At 68.5% G+C, this 22,894-nt stretch carries 20 protein-coding genes; 12 read left to right on the forward strand and 8 right to left on the reverse strand.

The window, feature by feature from the left end; genetic code table 11:
• Window positions 1-8 precede the first annotated feature (8 nt).
• The 8 genes from ACO2Q2_RS11055 to tatA all read left to right on the forward strand — a co-directional run bounded on the left by ACO2Q2_RS11055 (window position 9) and on the right by tatA (window position 9,402).
• Complete coding sequence (locus ACO2Q2_RS11055; protein ID WP_423255831.1) at window positions 9-1,076, forward strand: FAD:protein FMN transferase; 1,068 nt, start codon at window positions 9-11, stop codon at window positions 1,074-1,076.
• Window positions 1,076-3,247, forward strand: a complete 2,172-nt coding sequence (locus ACO2Q2_RS11060; protein WP_423255832.1) for a 4Fe-4S binding protein — start codon at window positions 1,076-1,078, stop codon at window positions 3,245-3,247. The genes ACO2Q2_RS11055 and ACO2Q2_RS11060 overlap by 1 nt, the downstream gene beginning before the upstream one ends.
• A 30-nt stretch (window positions 3,248-3,277) precedes the next feature.
• Window positions 3,278-5,263, forward strand: a complete 1,986-nt coding sequence (gene nosZ / locus ACO2Q2_RS11065) for a TAT-dependent nitrous-oxide reductase (RefSeq protein WP_423255833.1) — start codon at window positions 3,278-3,280, stop codon at window positions 5,261-5,263.
• 65 nt (window positions 5,264-5,328) lie between these two features.
• A complete protein-coding gene (locus ACO2Q2_RS11070; RefSeq protein WP_423255834.1) occupies window positions 5,329-6,651 on the forward strand; it encodes a nitrous oxide reductase family maturation protein NosD in 1,323 nt (440 codons plus the stop codon).
• Window positions 6,635-7,573, forward strand: coding sequence for an ABC transporter ATP-binding protein (locus ACO2Q2_RS11075; RefSeq protein ID WP_423255835.1), 939 nt, complete (start codon window positions 6,635-6,637; stop codon window positions 7,571-7,573). Before ACO2Q2_RS11070 ends, ACO2Q2_RS11075 begins: the two co-directional genes overlap by 17 nt.
• Window positions 7,570-8,403: an ABC transporter permease gene (locus tag ACO2Q2_RS11080; protein WP_423255836.1), complete on the forward strand. Its 834-nt coding sequence runs from the start codon at window positions 7,570-7,572 to the stop codon at window positions 8,401-8,403. The genes ACO2Q2_RS11075 and ACO2Q2_RS11080 overlap by 4 nt, the downstream gene beginning before the upstream one ends.
• 7 nt (window positions 8,404-8,410) lie before the next feature.
• Window positions 8,411-9,100, forward strand: a complete 690-nt coding sequence (locus ACO2Q2_RS11085; protein WP_423255866.1) for a nitrous oxide reductase accessory protein NosL — start codon at window positions 8,411-8,413, stop codon at window positions 9,098-9,100.
• 89 nt (window positions 9,101-9,189) lie between these two features.
• Window positions 9,190-9,402, forward strand: coding sequence for a twin-arginine translocase TatA/TatE family subunit (tatA, locus tag ACO2Q2_RS11090; protein ID WP_423255837.1), 213 nt, complete (start codon window positions 9,190-9,192; stop codon window positions 9,400-9,402).
• Between the two features lie 103 nt (window positions 9,403-9,505).
• Here the strand turns inward: tatA and ACO2Q2_RS11095 are convergent, their stop codons facing one another.
• The 4 genes from ACO2Q2_RS11095 to dtd form a co-directional block, all read right to left on the reverse strand.
• Entirely contained in the window at window positions 9,506-10,267 is a 762-nt protein-coding gene (locus tag ACO2Q2_RS11095) for a helix-turn-helix domain-containing protein (RefSeq protein WP_423255838.1), read from the reverse strand.
• Between the two features lie 26 nt (window positions 10,268-10,293).
• Complete coding sequence (hemN, locus tag ACO2Q2_RS11100) at window positions 10,294-11,706, reverse strand: oxygen-independent coproporphyrinogen III oxidase (RefSeq protein WP_423255839.1); 1,413 nt, start codon at window positions 11,704-11,706, stop codon at window positions 10,294-10,296.
• Window positions 11,707-12,381: 675 nt separating this feature from the next.
• Window positions 12,382-14,244 (reverse strand): RNA polymerase sigma factor RpoD, encoded by a 1,863-nt coding sequence (rpoD, locus tag ACO2Q2_RS11105; RefSeq protein ID WP_423255840.1) that lies wholly within the window; start codon window positions 14,242-14,244, stop codon window positions 12,382-12,384.
• Window positions 14,245-14,388: 144 nt separating this feature from the next.
• Window positions 14,389-14,826, reverse strand: coding sequence for a D-aminoacyl-tRNA deacylase (gene dtd / locus ACO2Q2_RS11110; protein WP_423255841.1), 438 nt, complete (start codon window positions 14,824-14,826; stop codon window positions 14,389-14,391).
• Window positions 14,827-14,923: 97 nt separating this feature from the next.
• On the opposite strand from dtd, the gene ACO2Q2_RS11115 reads away from it, so the two are divergent.
• The gene (locus ACO2Q2_RS11115) at window positions 14,924-15,829 is read left to right on the forward strand and encodes a lipid A biosynthesis acyltransferase (RefSeq protein ID WP_423255842.1); all 906 of its coding nucleotides are present in this window, start codon (window positions 14,924-14,926) and stop codon (window positions 15,827-15,829) included.
• Between the two features lie 178 nt (window positions 15,830-16,007).
• Here the strand turns inward: ACO2Q2_RS11115 and ACO2Q2_RS11120 are convergent, their stop codons facing one another.
• The 4 genes from ACO2Q2_RS11120 to ACO2Q2_RS11135 all read right to left on the reverse strand — a co-directional run bounded on the left by ACO2Q2_RS11120 (window position 16,008) and on the right by ACO2Q2_RS11135 (window position 20,019).
• Window positions 16,008-16,328 (reverse strand): tetratricopeptide repeat protein, encoded by a 321-nt coding sequence (locus ACO2Q2_RS11120; RefSeq protein ID WP_423255843.1) that lies wholly within the window; start codon window positions 16,326-16,328, stop codon window positions 16,008-16,010.
• Complete coding sequence (locus tag ACO2Q2_RS11125; RefSeq protein ID WP_423255844.1) at window positions 16,325-18,067, reverse strand: ArnT family glycosyltransferase; 1,743 nt, start codon at window positions 18,065-18,067, stop codon at window positions 16,325-16,327. The genes ACO2Q2_RS11120 and ACO2Q2_RS11125 overlap by 4 nt, the downstream gene beginning before the upstream one ends.
• A 27-nt stretch (window positions 18,068-18,094) precedes the next feature.
• Window positions 18,095-19,129: a CDP-glycerol glycerophosphotransferase family protein gene (locus tag ACO2Q2_RS11130; protein ID WP_423255845.1), complete on the reverse strand. Its 1,035-nt coding sequence runs from the start codon at window positions 19,127-19,129 to the stop codon at window positions 18,095-18,097.
• Window positions 19,130-19,203: 74 nt separating this feature from the next.
• Complete coding sequence (locus ACO2Q2_RS11135) at window positions 19,204-20,019, reverse strand: glycosyltransferase family 2 protein (RefSeq protein ID WP_423255846.1); 816 nt, start codon at window positions 20,017-20,019, stop codon at window positions 19,204-19,206.
• 161 nt (window positions 20,020-20,180) lie between these two features.
• On the opposite strand from ACO2Q2_RS11135, the gene ACO2Q2_RS11140 reads away from it, so the two are divergent.
• The 3 genes from ACO2Q2_RS11140 to ACO2Q2_RS11150 are packed head-to-tail and all read left to right on the forward strand — an operon-like array spanning window position 20,181 to window position 22,893.
• Window positions 20,181-21,131, forward strand: coding sequence for a UDP-glucuronic acid decarboxylase family protein (locus ACO2Q2_RS11140; RefSeq protein ID WP_423255847.1), 951 nt, complete (start codon window positions 20,181-20,183; stop codon window positions 21,129-21,131).
• Entirely contained in the window at window positions 21,128-22,075 is a 948-nt protein-coding gene (locus ACO2Q2_RS11145; RefSeq protein ID WP_423255848.1) for a glycosyltransferase family 2 protein, read from the forward strand. The genes ACO2Q2_RS11140 and ACO2Q2_RS11145 overlap by 4 nt, the downstream gene beginning before the upstream one ends.
• Window positions 22,075-22,893: a glycosyltransferase gene (locus ACO2Q2_RS11150; RefSeq protein WP_423255849.1), complete on the forward strand. Its 819-nt coding sequence runs from the start codon at window positions 22,075-22,077 to the stop codon at window positions 22,891-22,893. The genes ACO2Q2_RS11145 and ACO2Q2_RS11150 overlap by 1 nt, the downstream gene beginning before the upstream one ends.
• Window position 22,894 lies beyond the last annotated feature (1 nt).

The raw sequence follows: 22,894 nt of genomic DNA on the forward strand, positions 1-22,894 counted from the left end.
TCAATACCATGTCCGCGCACGACCGCCCCGCCGAACTCGAATCGCCGCAACGCCGCCGCTGGCTGAAGACCGCCGGCGCGCTGGCGGTGGCCGGCGGGTTCCTCGCCGGTGCGGGCTGGGTGGTGATCAAGCGCAAGCAGAACCTGTATGAAGTGCGACGCGAGCGCACGCTGATGCAGACCTCGGTCGCGGTGACCTGCATGAGCGACGACGTCGAGGCGGCCGGCATCGCCATCGAGGCAGCGTTCGCGCGCATGGCGGCGACCGCCGCGGTGCTGACCCGCTTCGATCCCGCCAGCCCGCTGTCGCGGCTCAATCGCGACGGTCACCTGGCGCAGCTGCCCGACGACCTGCACGAGGTGCTGCATCACGCGCTGGCGGTGTCGGTACGCACCGAGGGCGCGTTCGACGTCAGCGTACTGCCGGTGTTGCGCTACCTGGAATCGCTGCGCAAGCCGGTCACCCTGACCGTCGCCGAGCGGCACGACGTCGGCACCCGCGACCGCCTGGTCGACTACCGCGGCATCATGCTCGACGGGCGCGAGGCGCGCCTGCTGCACCCGGGCATGGCGATCACCCTCGACGGCATCGCCAAGGGCCACGTGGTCGACCAGGGTATCGCCGCACTCAAGGCCAGCGGCATCGAATACGGGTTGATCGACGCCGGCGGCGACATCCGCGCGATCTGTGGCGCCGACCCCGAACGCCACTGGAACGTCGGCATCGTCGATCCACACCGCGTGGACGAAGTGGCCGCGGTAGTGCAGGTACGCAACACGGCGATCTCCACCTCCGGCAACTACCGCGTGTTCTTTTCCGCCGACCGGCGCCTGTACCACATCATCAACCCGCGCACCGGCTACTCGCCCGCCAGCTACTCGGGCGTGACCGTGATGGCGGAGCGGTCGATCGTTGCCGACAGCATGAGCACGGCGGCGCACTCGCTCGAATTGCCGCGGCTGAAGCCGCTGATGGCGACGCACAACCACCAGTGGCTGGCGTTCTCGCGTACCGGCGAGCGGCGCTGGCGCTCGCGCGACCTGCCGTTGATCGCCGGCTGCGCGGAGATCGCGTGATGCGCGAGCTGCTGCTTCTGCTGCTGCTCACCCTGCTGCCGCTGGCGGCCCGGGCCGGGATCGACAGCAAGCATCCGGACGTGCGCGCCTCCTTTCCCACGGCGACCCGCTTCGGCGACATCGAAGGCGATCCGCCGGCTGCGGCCGTGTACGAGGGCGACAAGGTCATCGGCTACGTGTTCGAGTCGGTGATGGTGGCGCCGGTGCCGGCGTACTCCGGCGCGCCGATCAACCTGCTGGTGGCGATCGACACCCAGGGCACCATCATCGACGCCAAGGTGCTGGAACAGCACGAGCCGATCCTGCTGGTCGGCATCCCGGTGCAGAAGCTGTACAACTTCGTCGCCCGCTACGTCGGGCACCGGGTCACCGACCGCATCGTGGTCGGCGGTGGTGGGACCGGCAGCGTGCGGATCGACGCGATCAGCAGCGCCACGGTCACCTCGATGGTCGCCAACGAGACGATCATGAACTCGGCGCTGAAAGTGGCGGTGTCGCGCCACCTGGTCGCCGGCGCCGTGGCGGGCGGGACCGGCGCCGCCAGCGTGCGCAAGGATTACTTCGCGCCCGCGAACTGGCAGGCACTGACCGGCAACGGCGCCCTGCGCCGGCTGCGTCTGACCCGTGGCCAGGTCACCGAGGCGTTCAAGGGCCAGCCGGAAAGCGGCCTCACCGACGATCCCACCGCGCCGGCGGTCGGCAGCGCCAGGGACACCTTCATCGACCTCTACTACGGCGACGTCACGCCGCCCACGGTGGGCAGGAACCTGCTGGGCGAGGCCGGCTACCGCGAGCTCATGCAGCGGCTGAAGCCCGGCGACGAGGCCATCGCGGTGATGGCCAACGGCATCTATTCGTTCAAGGGCCTGGGCTACGTGCGTGGCGGTATCTTCGACCGTGTCCACGTGATGCAGGACGGCAAGTTGTTCCTGTTTCACGACAGCGACCTGATGCCGTTGGACGACCCTCGCCTGGGCGGCATGCCGCGGTTCGACGAGAAGGCGATCTTCGTCGTGCGCAGCAGCGGCGTCGGCTTCGATCCCACCCGTCCGTGGACGCTGCAGCTGATGGTGAACCGTCAGATCGGGCCGTTGAAGAGCATCTACCACACCTTCACCGCCAGCTACCAGATGCCGCCGGCGTATACCTCGCAGCCGGCAGCGTCACCGTCCGCTGCCGCGGACGGCGCGTTGCCGGCCGACGCCCCGCTGTGGAAGAAGATCTGGCACGCGCGGCGCATCGACATCGCGATCCTCTGCGCCGGCCTCGCGGTGCTCTCGCTGATCCTGGTGTTCCAGGACTGGCTGGTGAAATACCCCCGGCTGCTCGAACGCGTGCGCGTGGGCTTCCTTGTCTACACGGCGGTGTTCATCGGCTGGTACGCCCTGGCGCAGCTGTCGGTGGTGAATATCCTCACCTTCATCCACTCGGTGCTGCACGGCTTCAACTGGTCCACCTTCCTGATGGACCCGCTGGTGTTCATCCTGTGGGTGTTCGTGGCGGTGACCCTGCTGCTGATCGGCCGCGGCGTGTACTGCGGCTGGCTGTGCCCGTTCGGCGCGATCCAGGTGCTGGTCAACAAGCTGGCGCGACGCCTGCGCGTGCCGCAGTTCGAGATCCCATCGTACGTGCACGAGCGCCTGTGGGCGCTGAAGTACGTCATCCTGCTGGGGCTGTTCGGGTTGTCGCTGCAGTCGCTCAACATGGCCGAGCACTACGCCGAGGTCGAGCCGTTCAAGACCGCGATCAACCTGCATTTCGCGCGCTCGTGGGGCTTCGTGCTGTACGCGGTGGCGCTGATCGCGGTGTCCGCCTTCAACAACAAGTTCTATTGCCGCTACGTCTGCCCGCTGGGCGCCGGGCTGGCGGTGTCCGGCCGCTTCCACCTGTTCGAGTGGCTGCGCCGCCGGCGTGAATGCGGCCGCCCCTGCCAGATCTGCGCGGTGGAGTGCGAGGTCAAGGCGATCAACTCGATCGGCCAGATCAATTTCAACGAGTGCCACTACTGCCTGGACTGCCAGGTGACGCACGCCAACGACCACAAGTGCCCGCCGCTGGTCGAGCGCCGCAAGAAGCGCGAGCGCGCTGCGCGGCCGCTGCCGACGGCAGTGACGACGATGACCGACGCGACGGCACCCGCCGCGCCCAAACCGGCGAAAGCCTTCGATTGACCCCGCCCACTGCGATGAGGATGGAACGCCATGCATGACGATTCGAACAAACAGCCCGACCGATCCGGTGTGCCAGGCCCGGCGGCAACCGGCAAGCCCGCCCGGGGCGATGAACCGGGCAATCCCGCACGCCGCAATTTCGTGAAGACCAGCGCGCTGGCCGGTCTCGCCGGCGGGCTGGCCGGCGGCTTCGCCCTGGGCCGGCTCGGCCACGACGGGAAGCACGAACCGACGCACGAGGCGCAAGGCGAGGTTGCAGGCAAGAGCGGGAGCGAGGGCGCAATGCCCGAGGATCACGTCGCCCCCGGCCAGCTCGACGAGTACTACGGCATCTGGAGCGGCGGCCAGTCCGGCGAGGTGCGCCTGGTCGGCGTGCCCTCGATGCGCGAGCTGATGCGCATCCCGGTGTTCAACCCCGACTTCACCATCGGCTGGGGCATCACCAATGAGAGCAAGCGGGTGCTCGGCGAGAGCTTCCCGCCCGGCGGCGACTGCCACCACCCGCACATGAGCCAGACCGACGGTCACTACGACGGCCGCTACATCTTCATCAACGACAAGGCGAACACGCGCGTCGCCCGCATCCGCTGCGACGTGATGCGCTGCGACCGGATCACCCACGTGCCGAACGTGCAGGCGATCCACGGTCTGCGCGTGCAGCGCGTACCGCGCACCGGCTACGTGTTCGCCAACGGCGAGTACATCATCCCGTCGCCGAACGACGGCCGCGACCTGGACGACCCGAAGAAGTACCAGACCATGTACAGCGCCATCGACGGCGACACCATGGAACTGGCCTGGCAGATCATCGTCGACGGCAACCTGGACAACACCGAGAGCGACTACACCGGCAAGTATTCCGCCTCCAGCTGCTACAACAGCGAGAAGGGCATCGACCTGCCCAGCGAGATGCAGGCCGAGCGCGACTGGGTGGTGGTGTTCAACATCGAGCGCATCGAGGCGGCGGTCAAGAAGGGCGACTTCAAGACCATCGGCGACTCCAGGGTGCCGGTGCTCGACGGCCGCCACGGTTCGCCGCTGACCCTGTACATCCCGGTGCCGAAGAACCCGCATGGCGTCAACGCCACCCCGGACGGCAAGTACCTGGTGGCCAACGGCAAGCTCTCGCCGACCGTGACGGTGATCAGCTGGGCGCTGGTCGACGACTGGTTCGCCGGCAAGCTGAAGGACCCGCGCGACACCGTGGTGGCCGAGCCGGAGCTGGGCCTGGGCCCGCTGCACACGGCCTACGACGGCCGCGGCAACGCCTACACTACGCTGTTCATCGACAGCCAGATCGCCAAGTGGAACATCCAGGACGCGATCGACGCCCACGCCGGCAAGAAGGTGAACTACCTGCGCCAGAAGCTCGATGTCGCCTACCAGCCCGGCCACTGCCATACCTCGATGGGCGAGACGCGCGATGCCGATGGTCGCTGGCTGGTGTCGCTGAACAAGTTCTCCAAGGACCGCTTCCTGCCGACCGGCCCGCTGCATCCGGACAACGACCAGCTGATCGACATCTCCGGCGAGGCGATGAAGCTGGTCGCCGACGGTCCGGTCTATCCCGAGCCGCATGACGTGGTGCTGCTGCACCGCCGCCTGCTGGTCGACAAGATCAAGCGCAAGTGGGAACGCGACGACCCGTACTTCGCCGACACGGTGGCGATGGCCAAGCGCCACGGCGTCAACGTGCTGGGCGAGAGCAAGGTCATCCGCGAGGGCCGCAAGGTGTTCGTCTACATGACCAGTGCCGCGCCGGTGTTCGGCCTGGGCAGCTTCACGGTCAAGAAGGGCGACGAGGTGACCGTGGTGGTGACCAACATCGATCAGGTCGAGGACGTCAGCCACGGCTTCAGCATCGCCAACCACGGCATCAACATGGAGATCAGCCCCGGCGCCACCTCGTCGGTCACCTTCACCGCCGACAAGCCCGGCGTGTACTGGTACTACTGCACGTTCTTCTGCCACGCCCTGCACATGGAGATGAGCGGGCGGATGCTGGTCGAAGCCTGACCCGTGCTGGGATCGCCGCGCCACCCGGCGCGGCGATCCCGGTTTCCGTTGCGAGGACCTCGTTCTTGAACGCGCACTACCGGCGCCCGCTTGTCCCCATGCTGCTGGCCGCGCTGCTGCTGGCGGCAGCGGCAGCGGGCACCGCTGCGCCGCCACTCGCCGCCGCGGACGATCCGCTACTGCAAGCGGTGGCGGCGGCGCCGCCGGGCAGCACGGTCACCGTGCCACCTGGCGTGCACCGGGTGAACCTGGTGCTGGACAAGCCGATCACCCTGCTGGGCCAGCCGGGCGCCATCCTGGACGGCGGCGGCCGCGGCGACGTGCTGCGCATCGGCGGCTCGCAGGTCACCGTACGCGGGCTGACCCTGCGCCATTCCGGCACCGATCTCACCGCGACCGACGCAGGCATCTTCGTCGAGCGTCGCAGCGTCGACGTGACCATCGCGGACAACCGCATCGAGCACAGCCTGTTCGGCATCTACCTGGACGGCGCCACCCGCGTCCGCGTGGAGCGCAACACCATCCGCGGCATGACCACGCTGCGCGTGCCCGACCGCGGCGACGGCATCCACCTGTGGAACGACACCGGCTGCAGCATCGAGGCGAACGACATCGCCGGCTCGCGCGACGGCATCTACGTCTACGTCAGCCCGCACAACGTCATCGCGCGCAACCGCATCCGCGACGTGCGCTACGGCATCCACTACATGTATTCGAACGACAACACGGTCGCGGGCAACGTCAGCCGCGACAGCGTGGCCGGCTACGCGCTGATGTCCTCCGCGCACCTGACGGTGCGCGACAACATCGCGCTGGACGAGCGCTCCTACGGCTTCCTGCTCAACTACATCTCCTACAGCGAGATCGCCGGCAACCAGGTGCGCGGCGTCCGCGGCCAGCACGACGCGCGCGATGCGCTGATCGAGGGCGCCGACGGCAAGGGCATGTTCGTCTACCTGTCGCAGTTCAACAGCATCCGCGACAACCTGCTGGCCGACGCGCAGATCGGCATCCACATGACCGCCGGCTCCGAGCACAACCGGGTCTACGGCAATGCCTTCAAGGCCAACCGGGTGCAGGTGAAATACGTGCAGAACATCGCCGAGGAATGGTCCGCGCGTGGCCGCGGCAACTTCTGGAGCGACTACCTCGGCTGGGACATGAACGCCGACGGCATCGGCGACATTCCCTACCGCCCGAACGACGGCGTCGACGTGCTGCTGTGGAAATACCCGACCGCGCGCACGCTGATGTCGAGCCCGTCGATCCTGCTGCTGCGCTACGTGCAGCGCGCGTTTCCGGTCTTCACGCCACCCTCGATCGAGGACAGCCACCCACTCATGCAACCTCCCCTCCTGCCGGCCCGCCCCGATGCCCAACGCGATTGAATTCACCGCGCTGGCCAAGCGCTATGGCCCGCTCGCCGCACTCGGCGGCATCACCGGCGTGGTGCCGAAAGGCCGCGTGGTTGGCCTGCTCGGCCACAATGGCGCCGGCAAGTCGACCCTGATCAAGCTGATCCTCGGCCTGATCGAGCCCAGCGGCGGCGATCTCACGGTGCTCGGCGAGCAGCCGTGGGGCGCGCATGCGCACGCGCTGCGTCAGCGCATCGGCTACCTGCCCGAGAGCGCCGCGTTCTACGGCAACCTCAGCGGCCGCGAACTGCTCGACTACCTGGCCAGGCTCAAGCACGCACCGCGCAGCCAGGCACCGCAACTGCTCGAACGGGTCGGCCTCGCGCATGCCGCCGACCGGCGCATCGGCACCTATTCCAAGGGCATGCGCCAGCGCCTGGGGTTGGCGCAGGCCCTGCTCGCCGCGCCGGAGCTGGTGCTGCTGGACGAGCCGACCACCGGCCTCGATCCGCAGGCCACCCGCGAGCTCTACCAGATCGTCGACGAGTTGCGCGCGGCCGGCCGCTGCGTGCTGATCTCTTCGCACCTGCTGGCGGAACTGGAGCCGCACATCGACAGCGCGCTGATCCTGCGCGAGGGCGAGCTGCTGGCGGCCGGCAGCGTGGCGCAACTGGGCGAGCGGGCGGCGCTGCCCAGCTGCATCCGTATCCGCACCGACCGTGCGGCCGAGCCGGCGGCGCTGCTGGCGCGGTTGTCCTCACGGGACCTGGCGTTCGCGCCGCGTGCCGACGGCCGGCTGGAATGCGAGGTGGCGCCCGCCGCCAAGATGCAGGCGTTGCACGCGCTGCTGGCCGAGCCGGCGGTGCTCGACGTCGACGTACGCGAACCGAGCCTGGCGCAGCTGTACGACTGGCTCGGCGCCGGATCCCGGCGCGGGCGGAGGGCGATGCCATGAACCCGATTCTCGTGGTGGCGCAGAAGGAATTCCGCGACGATTTCCGCAACCGCTGGACGCTGGCGGTCGCCGTGCTGTTCGCCGTGCTCGCGCTGGGTATCGCCTGGTTCGGCGGCGCGGCGGCCGGCAAGGTCGGCTTCACCTCGTTCGAATCCACCCTGGCCAGCCTGACCACGCTGGGTGCGTTCGTGATCCCGCTGATCGGCCTGCTGATCGCCTACGACACCATCGTGGGCGAGCGCGACAACGGCACCCTGCTGCTGATGCTGAGCTACCCGCTGGCGCGCGGGCAATTGGTGGCGGGCAAGTTCGTCGGTCACTGCGGTGCGCTGGCGGCGGCCACCCTGGGCGGCTTCGGCCTCGCGGTGGCGATCATGCAGCTGATGCAGCCGCTGGCGCACACGCTGCAGGCATGGCTGCAGATCGGCAGCTTCATTCTCAGCGCATCCCTGCTCGGCGCCAGCTTCGTCGGGCTGGCCTGCCTGATCAGCGTGCAGACCGCCGACAAGTCCCGCGCCGCCGGGCTGGCGCTGGTGGTCTGGCTGGCCACCGTGGTGCTGTTCGACCTGGGCCTGCTGGCGGTATTGGTGATCAGCGGCGGCAATCCGCTGGAACAGGCACTGTACCCCTACCTGCTGCTGCTCAATCCGGTCGACGTGTTCCGGCTGATCAATCTCACCGCGCTGGGCGACGGTGCCGGCAACGAGCTGCTGCTGGGGATGACGGCCCATGCCGTCTATTCGCCGGTCGTGCTGTACGCGGTGCTGCTGCTGTGGGTGGTGACGCCGTTTGGCGGGGCGATGCTGTTGTTCCGGCGCAAGGAGGTCTGAGGTGAGCATGGTTTCCTTTCTGCACAACTTCTGGCGAACGGCCCCACGGGTGCTTGGCACCGTCATGCTGCTGGCCCTGCTCGCCGCCTGCGGCGACAGCCCCGGCGTCGCGCAGCATGCCGTGGATACGCATGACGACGACGTCTGCGCCGTCTGCGGCATGTACCTGAAAGGCTCGCCGGGACCGCGCGCCGAGGCCTGGCTGGCCGGTCGCGCCAGACCGCTGATATTTGACTCCACCCGCGATTTCTTCGCCTACGTGCTGCAGCCGGAAAACCAGGCGCGCCTGCGGGGCCTGTTCGTGCAGGACAGCGCGCGCATCGACTGGCAGCACCCGTCGCACGCGGCGGCCAGCTTCATCGACGCACGCAGTGCCGCCTACGTGGCCTGGCAACCGCTGCCCGGCTCAATGGGTCCGACCCTGGCGCCGTTCGCCACACCCGCCGCCGCCGCGGCTTTCGTGCAGGCGCACGGCGGCCAGGTGCTTCGCTTCGATCAGGTCACCACGGACCTGGTGTCTTCGCTCGACTACCGTTGCCCGGTCCGCGTGGCTGCCGCCGAGGCGGCGGGCGGACGATGCATGGCCGTCGGCGATGCCGCCCGGGCCTTGCCGCCGCACATGGGCGGCCCGCCCGCCGGAGCCGGCATGATCATGGATGCCGCGGCCCGCCGGGCGGTCGGCGGAGTCCACCGATGAACGGCGCACGCGCGAAGGCGTGCGTCTCTGTTCCACCATCCTCGTTCCACCATCCTCCGCCGCGGGCAGAAAGAACACGAGGTGACCGTATGTTTGGACTGGACAGTATCTGGCACTGGGTCGTACTGCTTGTCCTGGTGGTGCTGATGTTCGGCACCGGCAAGCTGCGCAACGCCGGCAGCGACCTTGGCGCGGCCATCGGCCAATTCAGGAAGGGCATGAAGGAGGGTGGCGGGATACCGCCGGAGGCCATCGAGCCGCCGCCGGCGGAGCGCTCCTCAGAAGCCACTCGTTCGTCCTGACGCGCCTCGCCGCTGCGGCTCTTGCCGTGCGGCCGGAGCCAAGGCCCGACTGGCCCTGACACCGGCCGAGAGGTCGGTCAGTGACTCGCTGCAAACGGCGAGCCTAATCGGCCAGCAGGTTCTGCCCGATCTTCTCCAGGCCCTTCACGTCGAGCAGTTCCAGCTCGCGGCCCTCGATGGTGATCAGGTGCTGGTTGCGGAAGCGGGTCAGCACGCGGCTCACCGTCTCGGCGGCGAGGCGCAGGTAGTTGGCGATGTCGCCGCGCGACATGCTCAGCGCGAAGCGCGTGCCGGAGAAGCCGCGCGCCGCGTAGCGGCGGCCGAGGTCGCACAGGAAGGCGGCCATGCGCTCGTCCGCGCTGTGGTCGCCGGCCAGCAGGCTGGCGGTGCCGAGCTCCTTGCTGAGCAGGCGGAACAGGTGCTGCTGCACGGCCGGCATGCGCGCGGCCAGCGCGCTCATCGCGGGGAAGGAGAAGCGGCAGAACTGGGTGTTTTCCAGCGCCACCGCATCGCACGGGAAATGCTCCGGATAGATCGCGTTGAGGCCGATCACTTCGCCGGGCAGGTAGAAGCCCAGCACCTGCTCGCGGCCGTCCTTGTCGACCAGGCAGGTCTTCACCGTGCCGGCGCGCACCGCGAAGATCGCGCGGAACGGATCGCCGGTGCGGAACACGTGGTCGCCGTTGCGGTAGGGTCCGACGTGCTCGACCAGGCAGTGCAACGATTCCAGCTCGGGCTTGCCGTAGCCCACCGCGATGCAGGCGCCGGCGAAGGCGCAGGTGCGGCAGAAGTGGACCTCGTCGCCGTCGTCGGCGATCGGGCTGGGCGGATCGGGCAGGCGGCCTGCCCGATGACTGGGGCGCATCGTGGGTGACATCCGGTGGCGTGGGGTCAGATGGCGCGCGAGTAGCGTGTCGGCGATGCGTCGTCATCGAGGTACGCATCGAAGCACATGGCGATGATACGCAACAGCAGGCGTCCGCGCGAAGTCACCCGGATCATGCGGTCATCCAGCGTCACCAGGCCGTCGTCGGCCAGCGCGCGCAGGCGCTCCAGGGCCTGCGCGAAATAGGTGGCGAATACCAGCCGGTGGCGCGTGCCGAAGGTGGCCATGTCCAGCTCGTAGTGACACATCAGTTCGCCAATCGCGGCGCGGCGGATCACGTCGTCCTCGTCCAGGTGCAGGCCGCGCGCCACCGGCAGGCGGCCGGCGTCGAGCGCGGCGTAGTAGCCGGTGAGGTCGCGCGCATTCTGGCTGTAGCTGTCGCCGATACGGCCGATCGCGCTCACCCCCAGCCCCACGATGTCGCAGTCGCCGTGGGTGGAGTAGCCCTGGAAATTGCGCTGCAGCCGGCCGGCGCGCTGCGCCCGCGCCAGCTCGTCGTCGGCGCGGGCGAAGTGGTCCATGCCGATGTAGACGTAGCCGGCCGCGGTGAGCCGCTCCAGCGCGCGGCCGAACAGCGCCAGCCGGGTCGCCGGATCGGGCAGCTCGGCCGCCTCGATCTGCTGCTGTGCCTTGAACATTGCCGGCAGGTGCGCGTAGCCGTACACCGCCACCCGATCCGGCGCCAGCGCGACCACCTCGGTGAGGGTGCGGTCGAAGCCGCCCAGCGTCTGCCGCGGCAGGCCGTAGATGAGGTCCACGCTGGCCGAGACGAAGCCGGCCTCGCGCGCCGCGTGCAGTACCTCGGCGGTCTGCGCCACGCTCTGGATGCGGTTCACCGCCGCCTGCACGGCGGGATCGAAATCCTGGATGCCCACCGAGATGCGGTTGAAGCCCAGCTTGGCCAGCCCGCGCACGTAGGCGGCATCGGCAAAGCGCGGGTCGATCTCGATGCCGTACTCGCGGCGCTCGTCGCGGGCGAAACTGAAGTGCCGCGCCAGCGATTCCATCAGCTCGTGCATGCGCGGCAGGTCGAGGAAGTTGGGCGTGCCGCCGCCGAAATGCAGCTGGCGCACCGGGCGGTCGCGGTCGAACAGCGGCGCGACCAGCTCGATCTCGCGCACCAGCCGCTCCAGGTAGCGGTCGGCCTTGCCCACGTCGCGGGTGATCACCCGGTTGCAGCCGCAGTAGAAGCACGGGCTCATGCAGAACGGCACGTGCACGTACAGCGACAGCGGACGCGGGATCGGCTCCTCGTTGGAGTCGCGGATCGCTTCACGCAGCGCGACTTCGTCGAAGTCGGTGCGGAACTGCGGCGCGGTCGGATAGCTGGTGTAGCGCGGACCGTTGACGTCGTAGCGGGCGATCAGCGCGGCGTCGAAGGTCGGCGGTTCGATGGGGGCGGCGGCGATGGTTTCCATGCCGCGCACTGTCGCCGGTGTCCGCGCGCTCCGCCTTGACCGGGATCAGGTGGGGAGGTCATGGGCCCACCAGCGTTCCGGCCGCGAAAAGCCTCTCTTGCATGGGTAGCACCGTATTTGTGGGCCTGCCAGGGCTCGAACCTGGAACCAAGGGATTCGCTTGTTCCGAAGGTTTCCCCTCGGCGCGGACTATCTCTTCGCCCGCCGTGCGACGCAGTGATGCGCGTACGGGTGGGGCGCGGGACGCTCGAGCCTGTGATCAAGGGCACTGCAGCCCTCAGGTAGTCTCTGCACCTTCCGCCGGTGTACCGGCGGCTTGGCTCAGGGTTGCCACCGGCCGCGTTGCGCCGCTGAGGTTTCCCTGAATTCATCCCGATCCCAGCCGCGGATTACGCCGCGGTGGCACCTTTCGATGAGTCCCCTGCTCTAACCATTGAGCTACAGGCCCATACCCGCATGGTAGCAACGAATCGTGCTGCAGGCTCCGTTTTTTCGGATGATGGCCGCAGCATGGAATCCAGACGAAAATGTGTAGTGTGCCGAAAGCTGCTGGCGGGTCGGCAGCGAAAATTCTGTTCGCGGGCTGCAAGAACAAGGACACCCACCACCGTGAGCACGTCCTGAAATGACAACGGCCGCATGCGCGGCCGTTGTGGATTACAAAGGTGACGATGCCTATTCCAGGTCGAGGAACGAGCGCAGTTGTTCCGAGCGGCTGGGGTGGCGCAGCTTGCGCAGCGCCTTGGCTTCGATCTGGCGGATCCGTTCGCGGGTGACGTCGAACTGCTTGCCGACCTCTTCCAGCGTGTGATCGGTGTTCATGTCGATGCCGAAGCGCATGCGCAGCACCTTGGCCTCGCGCGGGGTGAGCCCGGCGAGCACGTCGCGCACGGTTTCCATCAGGCCGGTTTCGGTGGCCGAGTCGACCGGCGAGCTGGCGTTGCCGTCCTCGATGAAGTCGCCCAGGTGGGAGTCCTCGTCGTCGCCGATCGGGGTTTCCATGGAGATCGGCTCCTTGGCGATCTTCAGCACCTTGCGGATCTTGTCCTCGGGCATGTCCATCTCCTTGGCCAGTTCCTCCGGCGTGGCCTCGCGGCCGAACTGCTGGAGCATCTGGCGGGAGATGCGGTTGAGCTTGTTGATCGTCTCGATCATGTGCACCGGGATGCGGATGGTGCGCGCCTGGTCGGCGATCGAGCGGGTGATCGCCTGGCGGATCCACCAGGTGGCGTAGGTCGAGAACTTGTAGCCGCGGCGGTACTCGAACTTGTCCACCGCCTTCATCAGGCCGATGTTGCCTTCCTGGATCAGGTCGAGGAACTGCAGGCCGCGGTTGGTGTACTTCTTGGCGATCGAGATCACCAGGCGCAGGTTCGCCTCGACCATTTCCTTCTTGGCGCGGCGGGCCTTGGCCTCGCCCACGCTCATGGCGCGGTTGATGTCCTTGATGTCGGTCAGCGGCAGGAACAGCTTGCGCTCGATCGCGGCGAGCTTCTCCTGCTCGGCGTCGATCGCGTCCTTGTGGGCCTTGACGTTCGGCGACCACTTCTGGCGCTTGCGGCCCAGCTCGGCCGCCCACTCTAGGTTGCCCTCGTTGCTGGGGAAGGTCTTGAGGAACTCGGCCTTGGGCATCTTCACCTGCTTGACGAAGATGTCCATCAGCACGCGTTCGTGGTGGCGGATGTCGCCGACCACTTCGCGCAGCTTGCGCACGAAGCTGTCGATCAGCGCGGACGGCAGCTTGAGCTTGAGGAACTCCTCGGCCATCTGGTCGCGCAGCTTGACGATCTTCTTGTCGGTGATGCTGGTGGCCTTGGGGGCCGCCTTCTGGAACTTGGCGTAGTAGTCGCGCAGCAGTTCCATGCGGCGCTTGACCTCCTCCGGGTCCGGACCGGTCGGGCCGGCTTCCTCTTCCTCGGTGGCGGTGGCGTCCTCTTCCTCTTCCTCCTCGCCCTCTTCTTCCACGCGGTTCGCGGCCGCTTCCTCGGCTTCGGCGAGGGCGGCGTCGGCGGCGGCTTCCAGGTCGAGGAAGCCGGCGAGGATCTCGCTGAGGCGGCGCTTGCCGTCCAGGTGCTGGTCGTACTCCTCCAGCAGCAGCTCGATGGTCAGCGGGAAGCTGGCCAGCGCGGTCTGCACCTGGCCGAGGCCTTCCTCGATGCGCTTGGCGATGGCGATCTCGCCCTCGCGGGTGAGCAGCTCGACCGTGCCCATCTCGCGCATGTACATGCGCACCGGATCGGTGGTGCGGCCCACTTCGGCGTCCACCGCGGAGAGCAGCGCCACCGCCTCTTCGGCGGCGGCCTCGTCGTCGGTGCTGCTGCCGGCCTTGTCGGCCAGCGGATCGGCGTCCGGCGCGGCGTCGTGCACTTCGATGCCGACGCCCTTGAGCACCGCCATGATGTCTTCGATCTGCTCCGGATCGACGATGTCGTCGGGCAGGTGGTCGTTGATTTCCGCATAGGTCAGGTAGCCCTGCTCCAGACCCTTGGAGATGAGCGCCTTGATTTCTGACTGTTGCTCGGGAGCTTTGCTATTCATACCTACCGCCGCGGATGCAGGAACCGATCAGTATAGCGATGTGCTGCTTTTTTGACCAGTTTTCAAGTGGGCTGCGAAAGTGGATCGGGCAGCAAGAATCGCGCCAGATTGCGCCATGACACGGAGGTGCGGGCGGGCGGGCCATCAGCTTTCAAGCCGGAAGGTGACCGGTCCGTCGTTGACCAGATGCACCTGCATATGGGCACCGAAACGGCCGGTTTCCACCCGCGGATGCGCCAGGCGGGCCAGCTCGACCAGGCGCTCGAACCAGTGCCGGCCGTGCTCGGGCGCGGCGGCCGTGGTGAAACTCGGTCGCATGCCGGAACGGGTGTCGGCGGCCAGGGTGAACTGGCTCACCAGCAGCAGGCCACCGCCGGTGTCGGCGAGCGAGCGGTTCATCCTGCCGGCGTCGTCGGCGAACACGCGGTATCCGAGCAGGCGCTGCAGCATGCGCTGCGCCTGCGGCTCGCCGTCGTGCGGCTGCACCGCCACCAGGGCCAGCAGACCCGGGCCGATGGCGCCCACGGTTTGATTGTCGACGGACACATGCGCGCTGGCGGCACGCTGGATCAGGGCGATCATGCGGGGTTCCGGAACGGGTGCTGCAGCTTATCGCGATCGCCTTGCGCCGGCAGCGGGCGGCGGCGGAGCTTCGAGGAGCTTCGACTAGACTGGCGCGATGCGTGCCGACATCTACCTGATCCATCTCCTGCTGCGTCTGCTGGCCCTGCTGCCGCTGCGCGCCCTGCACGCGCTGGGTGCGGGCATCGGCCGGCTGCTGCTGGCGCTGGGCGCGCGCAGCGCCGATGTCACCGCGGTGAACCTGGCGATCGCCCGCCCCGGGCTCGATGCGGCGGCCCGCCGCGCGCTGCTGCGCGAGGCGATGGCCGAGGGCGGCAAGTCGGTGACCGAGATCATCAAGGTGTGGGGCGGCGGTGCCGGGCGCGCGCTGCAACTGGTGCGCGAGGTGCGCGGCGCCGAACTGTTCGACGCGGCGCTGGCCGGCGGCAAGGGGGTGATCATCGCCGCGCCGCATCTGGGCTGCTGGGAACTGCTCAACTACTGGCTGTGCAGCCGCACGCCGATGGCCATTCTCTACCGGCCGCCACGGATCGCCGCGATCGAGCAGCTGCTGCGCAAGGTGCGCGGTGCGCTGGCGCCCGAGCAGGTGCGCGCCGAGGGCGCCGGCGTGCGCACGCTGTACAAGCGGCTGGCGGCCGGCGGCACGGTGGGCATCCTGCCCGACCAGAAGCCGCGCGCGGGCGACGGCGAGATCGCGCCGTTCTTCGGCCGCGACGCGCTGACCATGGTGCTGCTGCCGCGACTGGCCGCGCGTACCGGCGCCACCGTGCTGTTCGCCTTCGCCGAGCGGCTGCCGCGCGGGGCGGGTTTCCGCATCCAGCTGCTGCCGGCGCCGGCCGGGCTGGCCGATGCCGACCTGGCGGTCGCCTGCGCCGCGCTCAATCGCGGCGTGGAAACCTGCGTGGAGCAGGCCTTTGCGCAGTACCAGTGGCAGTACAAGCGGTTTTCGGCCGACGGGCTGGTGAGCCCGTACGACGGCCCGGGCCGCGTCGCGGTCGACTGATCCCCTTGGCCGTCCTGGCCGCCTGTCGGACTTGAGTCGGTCGGACTGCGAATCCTTCTGCGCGGTGCATATTTCCGCCGCTTCCCGGCCCATGGGGCCGCCATGGGCCGGCGCATCGTCGAACAGCTGCCCTCACGCAGACGGGCTTTCGCCTCGACCACGCACGTCCGACAGGCTGCTAGCGCGCCAGCCGCCTGAGGAAGACGGTCATTTCCTTCGCCGCCTGCTGGTCGCCGCGTTCGCTGGCCACGGCGATGCCCTGCCGCCATGCCGCGGCAGCGCCGTCCTGGTCGTGCAGGGCGAGGCAGGCCTTGCCCAGCACCTTCCAGGCGGCGGAGTAGCGCGGGTCGAACTCGACCGCGCGCTGCAGTTCTTCGCGTGCATGGGCCGGATCGCCGCCGTCCAGCAGCGCGCTGCCCAGCGAATAGCGCAGCAGTGCGCCGTCGCGCGGCCCACCGCACTGGGCGCGCAGGGCCGCGATGCGGTCGGCGGCGGTCACGGCCGCAGCGGCGCCGGGTAGATGCGGGTGGGCGCGGTCGGCTCCGGCGGCTGGCGGCCGGCCTGCAGATCGGCCAGGACAGGAGCGGACCAGATCACGATCCACGACGAGCGGAACGGCTGCACCAGCAGCGCGTAGCGGCGATCGGCGGCGGTGAGCTTGCCTGGATGGGTGACGATCACCCCGTCCGGGTGCGCCTGGGCGAACGCGGCGATCGCCGCCTCGCCGCGTATCTCGGTGATCGGTCGGGTCAGCCGCGCGGCGAAATGGAACTGCACGTCGTAGGCGCCGACGTAGCCGATCGGGCGCTGCTCGGCTTCGACCGCGGCCAGCAGCTCGGTCGAGGGCGTGAGGTCGTACCTGGGCCATGCGGTGAGCGTGAACAACGTATTGAACGCCAGCGTGCCGACCAGCCCCGCCACCGCCAGCCGCCGCATCTCGCCGCGCCCGCGCAGCAGCAGCAGCGCGCCCAGCAGCGCGAACACGATGGCGAAGTAGCGGCTGTAGCCGACGACCTCGTCGAACCACTCGCCGTGCAGCCGGTGGTCGGCCACCAGCGTCGGCAGCACGAACAGGAACACCGCCAGCAGCATGCCGCCGAGGGCCAGTGGCCAGGTGCCCAGCCACCCGCTGGCGGCCAGTCGAGGATGCTGCTCGCGCAGCAGCGCGATGGCGCCGGCCAGCAGCAGGCAGCCGCCGCCCAGTTCTGGCAGCGGGTAGTACAGCTGCTTGCCGCTGATCAATGAGAAGGTGACGAACGCCGGCAGCAGCCAGCACAGTGCGAAGCGGATGCCGGCCGGCAGCGGCCGGCGCAGCATGGCGAGCGCGGCGACGGCGCGCGGCCAGGCACTCAGCGGGAACAGCAGCACCGGAAGCGCCAGCAGGTACCACCACACCGGGCGGGCGTGGCTCTGCAGGTCGGCCGCAGGCGCGACGCCGTCGACCACGCGCGCGGCGGTCTGGGTGAAGAACAGCCGCTGGCGGTACGCCTCGCCGCCGCTGAAGCCGGCCGGCAGCGCCCATGCCAGCAGCATGCCGGCGCCGAGCAGCACGCCGAGCAGGCCACGGCCGTACCAGCGTGCGCGGTGCCGGTTGGCCCAGTCGCTCCACAGCGGCCCGAGCAGCCACGGAAACATCACGTGCAGCAGCATCACCGGGCCCTTGGTCAACAGGCCGAAGCCGATGCACAGGCCGAACAGCAGCCAGCGCGGCTCGGCGCGGCGGGCGGTGGGCACCAGGCACAGCAACGCGGCCAGCGCCCATACCGCCAGCAGCACGTCGTACATGATCTGCAGACCGAACAGGAACGCGTAGCTCAGCGACAGCAGCATCCACGGCGTGGCGGAGGCCACCCACGGCCGCTCCGGAAACAGTCGCCGCGCGATCGCCGCCACCAGCACCAGCTGCGCGCCGCCGAAGATCACCTCGAGCACGCGCGGCCACACGTCGCTGACGCCGAACGCGAACCAGCCGGCGTGGATCATCCAGAACAGCAGCGGCGCCTTCTCGCTGTACGGCGCGCCGTTGACGTGCGGCACCAGCCAATGGCCCCCGTTCCACATCTCCCAAGCGACGGCGAGCGTGCGGGTGGAAAACAGCGGCATCGGCCCATGCGCGAAGATCGCCAGCAGCGCGGCCGCCGTCCACAGCGGCAGCCACGGCCACAGGGCGCGCAGATGTTCGGAACGGCGATAGGCATTGGGCGTCACGGGCAGCCTCGTGGCAGGGTCAGGCCGCATTCTAGCCGTGCGCGGTGGACGCCCGGCTCAGCGCACGCGCGCCGGGCCCCAGTAACCGATGCGCCGGCGCAGCCTGAACTTGCGCCACAGGTTCAGCGGCTTGCGCTTGCGGTTGCGGCCGCCACGGGCGAGGAACGCATCGATCGCCTCCAGCACGCGCTCGCTGGAGCGGCCGTCGCGGTACGGATGGATCGCCGCGCCGAAATCCGCGATCGCCTGCATCAGCTCCGGCGGCCGGGCCAGCGCGCGTTCGATCGCCGGCTCGAAATCCTTCGCGTCGTGGATGTCGATCAGCTGCGGCCCGGGGCGGCGGTTGTTGAAGGTGACCACCGGCTTGCCGGTCAGCAGGAACTCGCTCAGCGCCGAGGAGGTGTCCGAGCACATCATGTCGACCTGGGGGAACAGGTCGAGGATGTTGTCGTCCTCGGCGAAGCGCAGGTGTTCGTTCTGCAGTGCCCGATACTTGGCGCGGGTCTCGGGATTCATCTTCGGATGGAAGGTGACGATCCAGCGCCAGCGGCCGTCGCGCGACAGCCGCTTCACCTCCTCGTACAGCGTCTCGGCCGCGCTCCACGACGGTGAAAATGTGGAGTGGTAGAGGATCACCGGCGGCGTGCGCACCGGTGGCAGCGGGCCGGCGATCTCGCGCATGAAGGGGTCGAGTTTCGGCCAGCCGGTCTCGGTGACGGCGAAGTGGCCGAGCCGGTCGGCCAGTGCCTGGAACTGCGCGGTGTCGCGCGGGCCGGTGGTGCAGTACAGGTCGAAGAAGCCGCGGATGTAGATGTGCCGCGGCTTGCCCGCGTCGAAGCCGTGGAACACCTCCACCTTCACCCCGGGGAAGAAGTGCGGCAGGTGGTTGCCCGGGGTGAGTACGGCGATCGGCTTCCACTGGCGAACCTGCTCGACCGTGAGCAGCCGCTCGCCCTCGACCAGGTCTTCCGCGCCGGGGCCGTCGAAGAACCAGGCGGTCTCGTCGCCGCGGGCGCGGATCGCGTCCTGCAGCGGGCGCAGGATCGCCAGCGCGTAGCGCTCGGAGCCGTACAGGAGGTAGTGCTTGGGCATGATCGCGGGCGCCGGACTTGTGCGAGGCGCATAGCTTACGGCGCGGCGATCCGCTTGCCGATGCGCGGCCGGCTTCAGCGGTCGATGCGATGGCGCTTGAGGATCGCCTCGGCCTCGGCCACCGACGCCGGGTTGTGGCGCATCTCGTAGTAGCGCATGCGCTTGTACAGCGCGTAGCTGGCGGCGGTCTGCGCGATCAGGAAGCCGCGCCAGCCGTCCAGCATGGCGAGGCGGAACACGTAGTCCTTGACGAAGGCCAGCGTGTAGACGAACGGCGCCTGCCACATCCGTACCGGCCTGCCCTTGTCCAGCCAGTCGCGGCACTTCAGCTCGGCGTAGCGCAGCACCTTGAGCTGCTTGTGCGGCAGGGTCGGGTTGTTGACGTGGTCGAACGGCGCGTCGAAGGTGGGCGCACTGCCCTCGAAGCGCAGCGACTCGTGCACCCGCGCGTCGGTCCAGCGGGCGCGCTCGCGGTGGTACAGCCGTGCCAGCTTCTCGCCGACCGACGGCCGATACCAGCGCATCGGCCGACCCATGTAGATGGTGCGCCGGCGCAGCCAGGCGGCCGGGGCGTCGCCGGCCATCAGGGCCGGCAGCCTGCTTTCCAGTTCGGCCACCAGCGCCGGCGTCAGCGACTCGTCCGCGTCCAGCGCCAGGATCCACTCGTGCGCGCATTGCGTGGTGGCGAAGTTGCGCTGCGGCCCGAAACCCAGCCAGTCCTGGTGCACCACGCGGGCGCCGTGGGCGCGGGCGATCGCCACCGTGTCGTCGTCGCTGCCGGAGTCCACCACCAGTTTCTCGGCCGCGAAGGGCACCGAATCGAGGCAGCGGGCGATGGTATGCGCTTCGTTGTGGGTGATGACGACAAGGGTGAGCGGGAGCCTGGACATGGAGCGATTCTAGGGGAATGCCTGCTTCGTGCTGCCGGAATCTCCACTGAACTGTCGATGCCGCAGGTGTCAAGAGCAACGCAGATGCCGACTGCACGGCATGAGAGAATATAGGCCAGAAGTAATGTCCATATGTGTTGCTCCTCCTTTCTAGGGCCCTCATGAACCGAATTCTGGTCACCGGTGGAGCCGGATTTCTCGGCTCGCACCTTTGCGATCGCCTGATATCCGCGGGTCACGACGTGCTGTGTGCGGACAATTTCTTCACCGGCAGCAAGCGCAACATCACCCACCTGTTGGAACGACCCGGTTTCGAACTGCTGCGCCATGACGTGACCTTCCCGCTCTACGTCGAGGTGGATCGCATCTTCAACCTTGCCTGCCCGGCTTCGCCGGTGCGCTACCAGCACGATCCGGTGCAGACTACCAAGACCTCGGTGCACGGGGCGATCAACATGCTGGGGCTCGCCAAGCGCCTTCGGGCGCGCATCCTGCAGGCATCCACCAGTGAGGTGTATGGCGATCCAGAAGTGCACCCGCAGCGCGAGGACTACTGGGGGCGGGTCAATCCCATCGGCGTCCGCAGCTGCTACGACGAGGGCAAGCGCTGCGCCGAGACGCTGTTCTTCGACTACCATCGCCAGCATGCGTTGGACATCAAGGTGGTGCGCATCTTCAACACCTACGGTCCGCGTATGCACCCCAACGACGGTCGCGTGGTGAGCAACTTCATCGTGCAGGCGCTGCGCGGCGAGGACATCACCTTGTACGGCGACGGCCTGCAGACGCGCAGCTTCTGCTACGTCGACGACCTCGTCGAGGCAATGCTTCGCATGATGGACACCGAGCGTGGCTTCACCGGCCCGGTGAACATCGGCAACCCGGTAGAATTCACCATGATCGAACTGGCCGAACTGGTGCTTCGGCTGGTCGGCGGACGATCGCGCATCGTGCATCGTCCACTGCCTGCCGATGACCCGCGCCAGCGCCTGCCAGACATCACGGTCGCCCGCGACAAGCTGGGCTGGGAGCCAACCGTGGCGCTGGAAGACGGCCTCAAGGAGACCATCGCCTACTTCCGCCGGCTGTTTGCACAGGACGCCGCGGTATGACGGCCAAGGTACGGTTTTCGGTCGTCGTCACCAACTACAACTACCGCGCATTCGTGTGCGAAGCGGTAGACGGCGCACTTGCGCAGACGCGTGCCCCGCTGCAAGTGATCGTGGTGGATGACGGTTCCACCGACGGCTCGCCCGCCCTGCTGACCGAGCGCTACGGCAGCAATCCGCGCGTCACGCTGGTGATGGGCGAGAACGCCGGCCAACTGGCGGCATTCCGGCGCGGCCTGGCGCAGGCACTGGGCGATGTGGTGTGTTTCCTCGACGCCGATGACTGCTGGCAGCCGGAGCACCTGGCGCGGCTGGGCGAGGTATTCGACGCGCGCGCCGACGTCGATTTCGTCTTTTCTGACCTGGAGTTGTTCGGCCAGCAGAGCGCGCGCATGCGCTACGCCGATCGCGCGCTTGACTTGGGATACACCGTGGCCAGCACGTACATGCTCACGCACTGGTATGGCGCGCCTACCTCGGCGCTGGCACTGCGCACGCCCTGGGCGCAGCGCACGCTCGACCTGCCGAATCATCTGGGTACAGCGTGGCGACTGTCGGCCGACAACTGCTTGGTATTCGGCACCAGCGTGCTGGGCGGGCGCAAGTACTACCAGCCCACTGGCTGCGTGCGCTATCGCATCCACGGCAACAACGGCTGGTGGGGCAACCGTACGCCGGCCAACGAATATCTCAACCGCTTTCGGTCCCGCTGCCTGATCGAGCACTATGCCCGCACGATCGGGCTGGATTCGCGCTGCGTCGATTTCGCCAAGCAGGAGTTCAAGACCAAGCCACTGCCGAGCTGGCGTGAGACGCGCCGCTACGCATCGCTGGTGCGCATGCGTCATGGTTCGTGGTGGCTCGACGTGGAGCGGTCGCTGTCGATCCTGTGGTCAGCGTGGCGTCGCCGCAGAGAGTTGCCCGTGGAGTTCAAGGGCCTGAGTTGATGCGCATCAGCGTGGCCGTCATCACCTACAACTGGCCGCAGGCGCTGGCTTTGGTGCTGCGCGCGTTGGCGGCGCAGGGCGAGTTGCCGTTCGAGGTGATCGTGACCGACGACGGCTCGCGCGAGGATACCCGCGCGCTGCTGCAGGCCATGGCGCGCGATTACCCGGTGCGGCTGGTCCACCTGTGGCAGCCGGACGACGGCGCGCGCATGAGCCGCGCGCGCAACCGCGCCATCGCCGCGGCGCAGGGCGACTACGTGATCCTGCTCGACGGCGACATGGTGGCCGAGCGGCACTTCATCGCCGATCATCGCGCCTTCGCGCGGCCGGGCTGCTTAGTGCAGGGATCGCGCGTGCTCACCGACGAGGCGCTCACCGCCCGCATGCTGGCCGGGCAGCGCACCGGGCTGGGCTTTTTCGAGCGCGGCATCGAGCGCCGCCGGCACACGCTGCGGATGCCGTGGCTGGCGCGCCTGTACGCCCGTCCCGGGCAGCGTCAGCGCGGCATCAAGAGCTGCAACATGGGCTTCTGGCGCGACGACCTGATCCGCCTCAACGGCTTCAACGAGGCGATGACCGGCTGGGGTCGCGAAGACACCGAGTTGGTGGCGCGCGCCTTCCACGCCGGGCTGCTGCGCCGCGACGTGCGCTTCAGTGCGCTGGCCTTCCACCTCTGGCACCGCACGCGCAAGAACGTGGTGGACAACCCCAATGACCGCGTGCTTGCCGCCACCCGCGCCTCGGGCGCGATCCGCTGTGCGGACGGCCTGGAGCAGCACCTGGCCGAGTTCGCGGCGCCGCCGCCGGCGTTGCGCTGAT

Source organism: Dyella sp. KRB-257, assembly GCF_049445995.1.
GTDB lineage: Bacteria > Pseudomonadota > Gammaproteobacteria > Xanthomonadales > Rhodanobacteraceae > Dyella_A.

Excerpts from the sequence above, each read along its gene's own strand:
- dtd (WP_423255841.1), bottom strand. The coding sequence starts at position 14,826 with ATGATCGCCCTGATCCAGCGTGCCGCCAGCGCGCATGTGTCCGTCGAC.
- ACO2Q2_RS11130 (WP_423255845.1), bottom strand. The coding sequence starts at position 19,129 with ATGCCCAAGCACTACCTCCTGTACGGCTCCGAGCGCTACGCGCTGGCG.
- hemN (WP_423255839.1), bottom strand. The coding sequence starts at position 11,706 with ATGGAAACCATCGCCGCCGCCCCCATCGAACCGCCGACCTTCGACGCC.
- ACO2Q2_RS11075 (WP_423255835.1), top strand. The coding sequence starts at position 6,635 with ATGCCCAACGCGATTGAATTCACCGCGCTGGCCAAGCGCTATGGCCCG.
- ACO2Q2_RS11145 (WP_423255848.1), top strand. The coding sequence starts at position 21,128 with ATGACGGCCAAGGTACGGTTTTCGGTCGTCGTCACCAACTACAACTAC.
- nosZ (WP_423255833.1), top strand. The coding sequence starts at position 3,278 with ATGCATGACGATTCGAACAAACAGCCCGACCGATCCGGTGTGCCAGGC.
- ACO2Q2_RS11125 (WP_423255844.1), bottom strand. The coding sequence starts at position 18,067 with ATGCGGCCTGACCCTGCCACGAGGCTGCCCGTGACGCCCAATGCCTAT.
- ACO2Q2_RS11055 (WP_423255831.1), top strand. The coding sequence starts at position 9 with ATGTCCGCGCACGACCGCCCCGCCGAACTCGAATCGCCGCAACGCCGC.
- ACO2Q2_RS11080 (WP_423255836.1), top strand. The coding sequence starts at position 7,570 with ATGAACCCGATTCTCGTGGTGGCGCAGAAGGAATTCCGCGACGATTTC.
- rpoD (WP_423255840.1), bottom strand. The coding sequence starts at position 14,244 with ATGAATAGCAAAGCTCCCGAGCAACAGTCAGAAATCAAGGCGCTCATC.
- tatA (WP_423255837.1), top strand. The coding sequence starts at position 9,190 with ATGTTTGGACTGGACAGTATCTGGCACTGGGTCGTACTGCTTGTCCTG.
- ACO2Q2_RS11140 (WP_423255847.1), top strand. The coding sequence starts at position 20,181 with ATGAACCGAATTCTGGTCACCGGTGGAGCCGGATTTCTCGGCTCGCAC.
- ACO2Q2_RS11060 (WP_423255832.1), top strand. The coding sequence starts at position 1,076 with ATGCGCGAGCTGCTGCTTCTGCTGCTGCTCACCCTGCTGCCGCTGGCG.
- ACO2Q2_RS11085 (WP_423255866.1), top strand. The coding sequence starts at position 8,411 with ATGGTTTCCTTTCTGCACAACTTCTGGCGAACGGCCCCACGGGTGCTT.
- ACO2Q2_RS11135 (WP_423255846.1), bottom strand. The coding sequence starts at position 20,019 with ATGTCCAGGCTCCCGCTCACCCTTGTCGTCATCACCCACAACGAAGCG.
- ACO2Q2_RS11115 (WP_423255842.1), top strand. The coding sequence starts at position 14,924 with ATGCGTGCCGACATCTACCTGATCCATCTCCTGCTGCGTCTGCTGGCC.
- ACO2Q2_RS11095 (WP_423255838.1), bottom strand. The coding sequence starts at position 10,267 with ATGCGCCCCAGTCATCGGGCAGGCCGCCTGCCCGATCCGCCCAGCCCG.
- ACO2Q2_RS11150 (WP_423255849.1), top strand. The coding sequence starts at position 22,075 with ATGCGCATCAGCGTGGCCGTCATCACCTACAACTGGCCGCAGGCGCTG.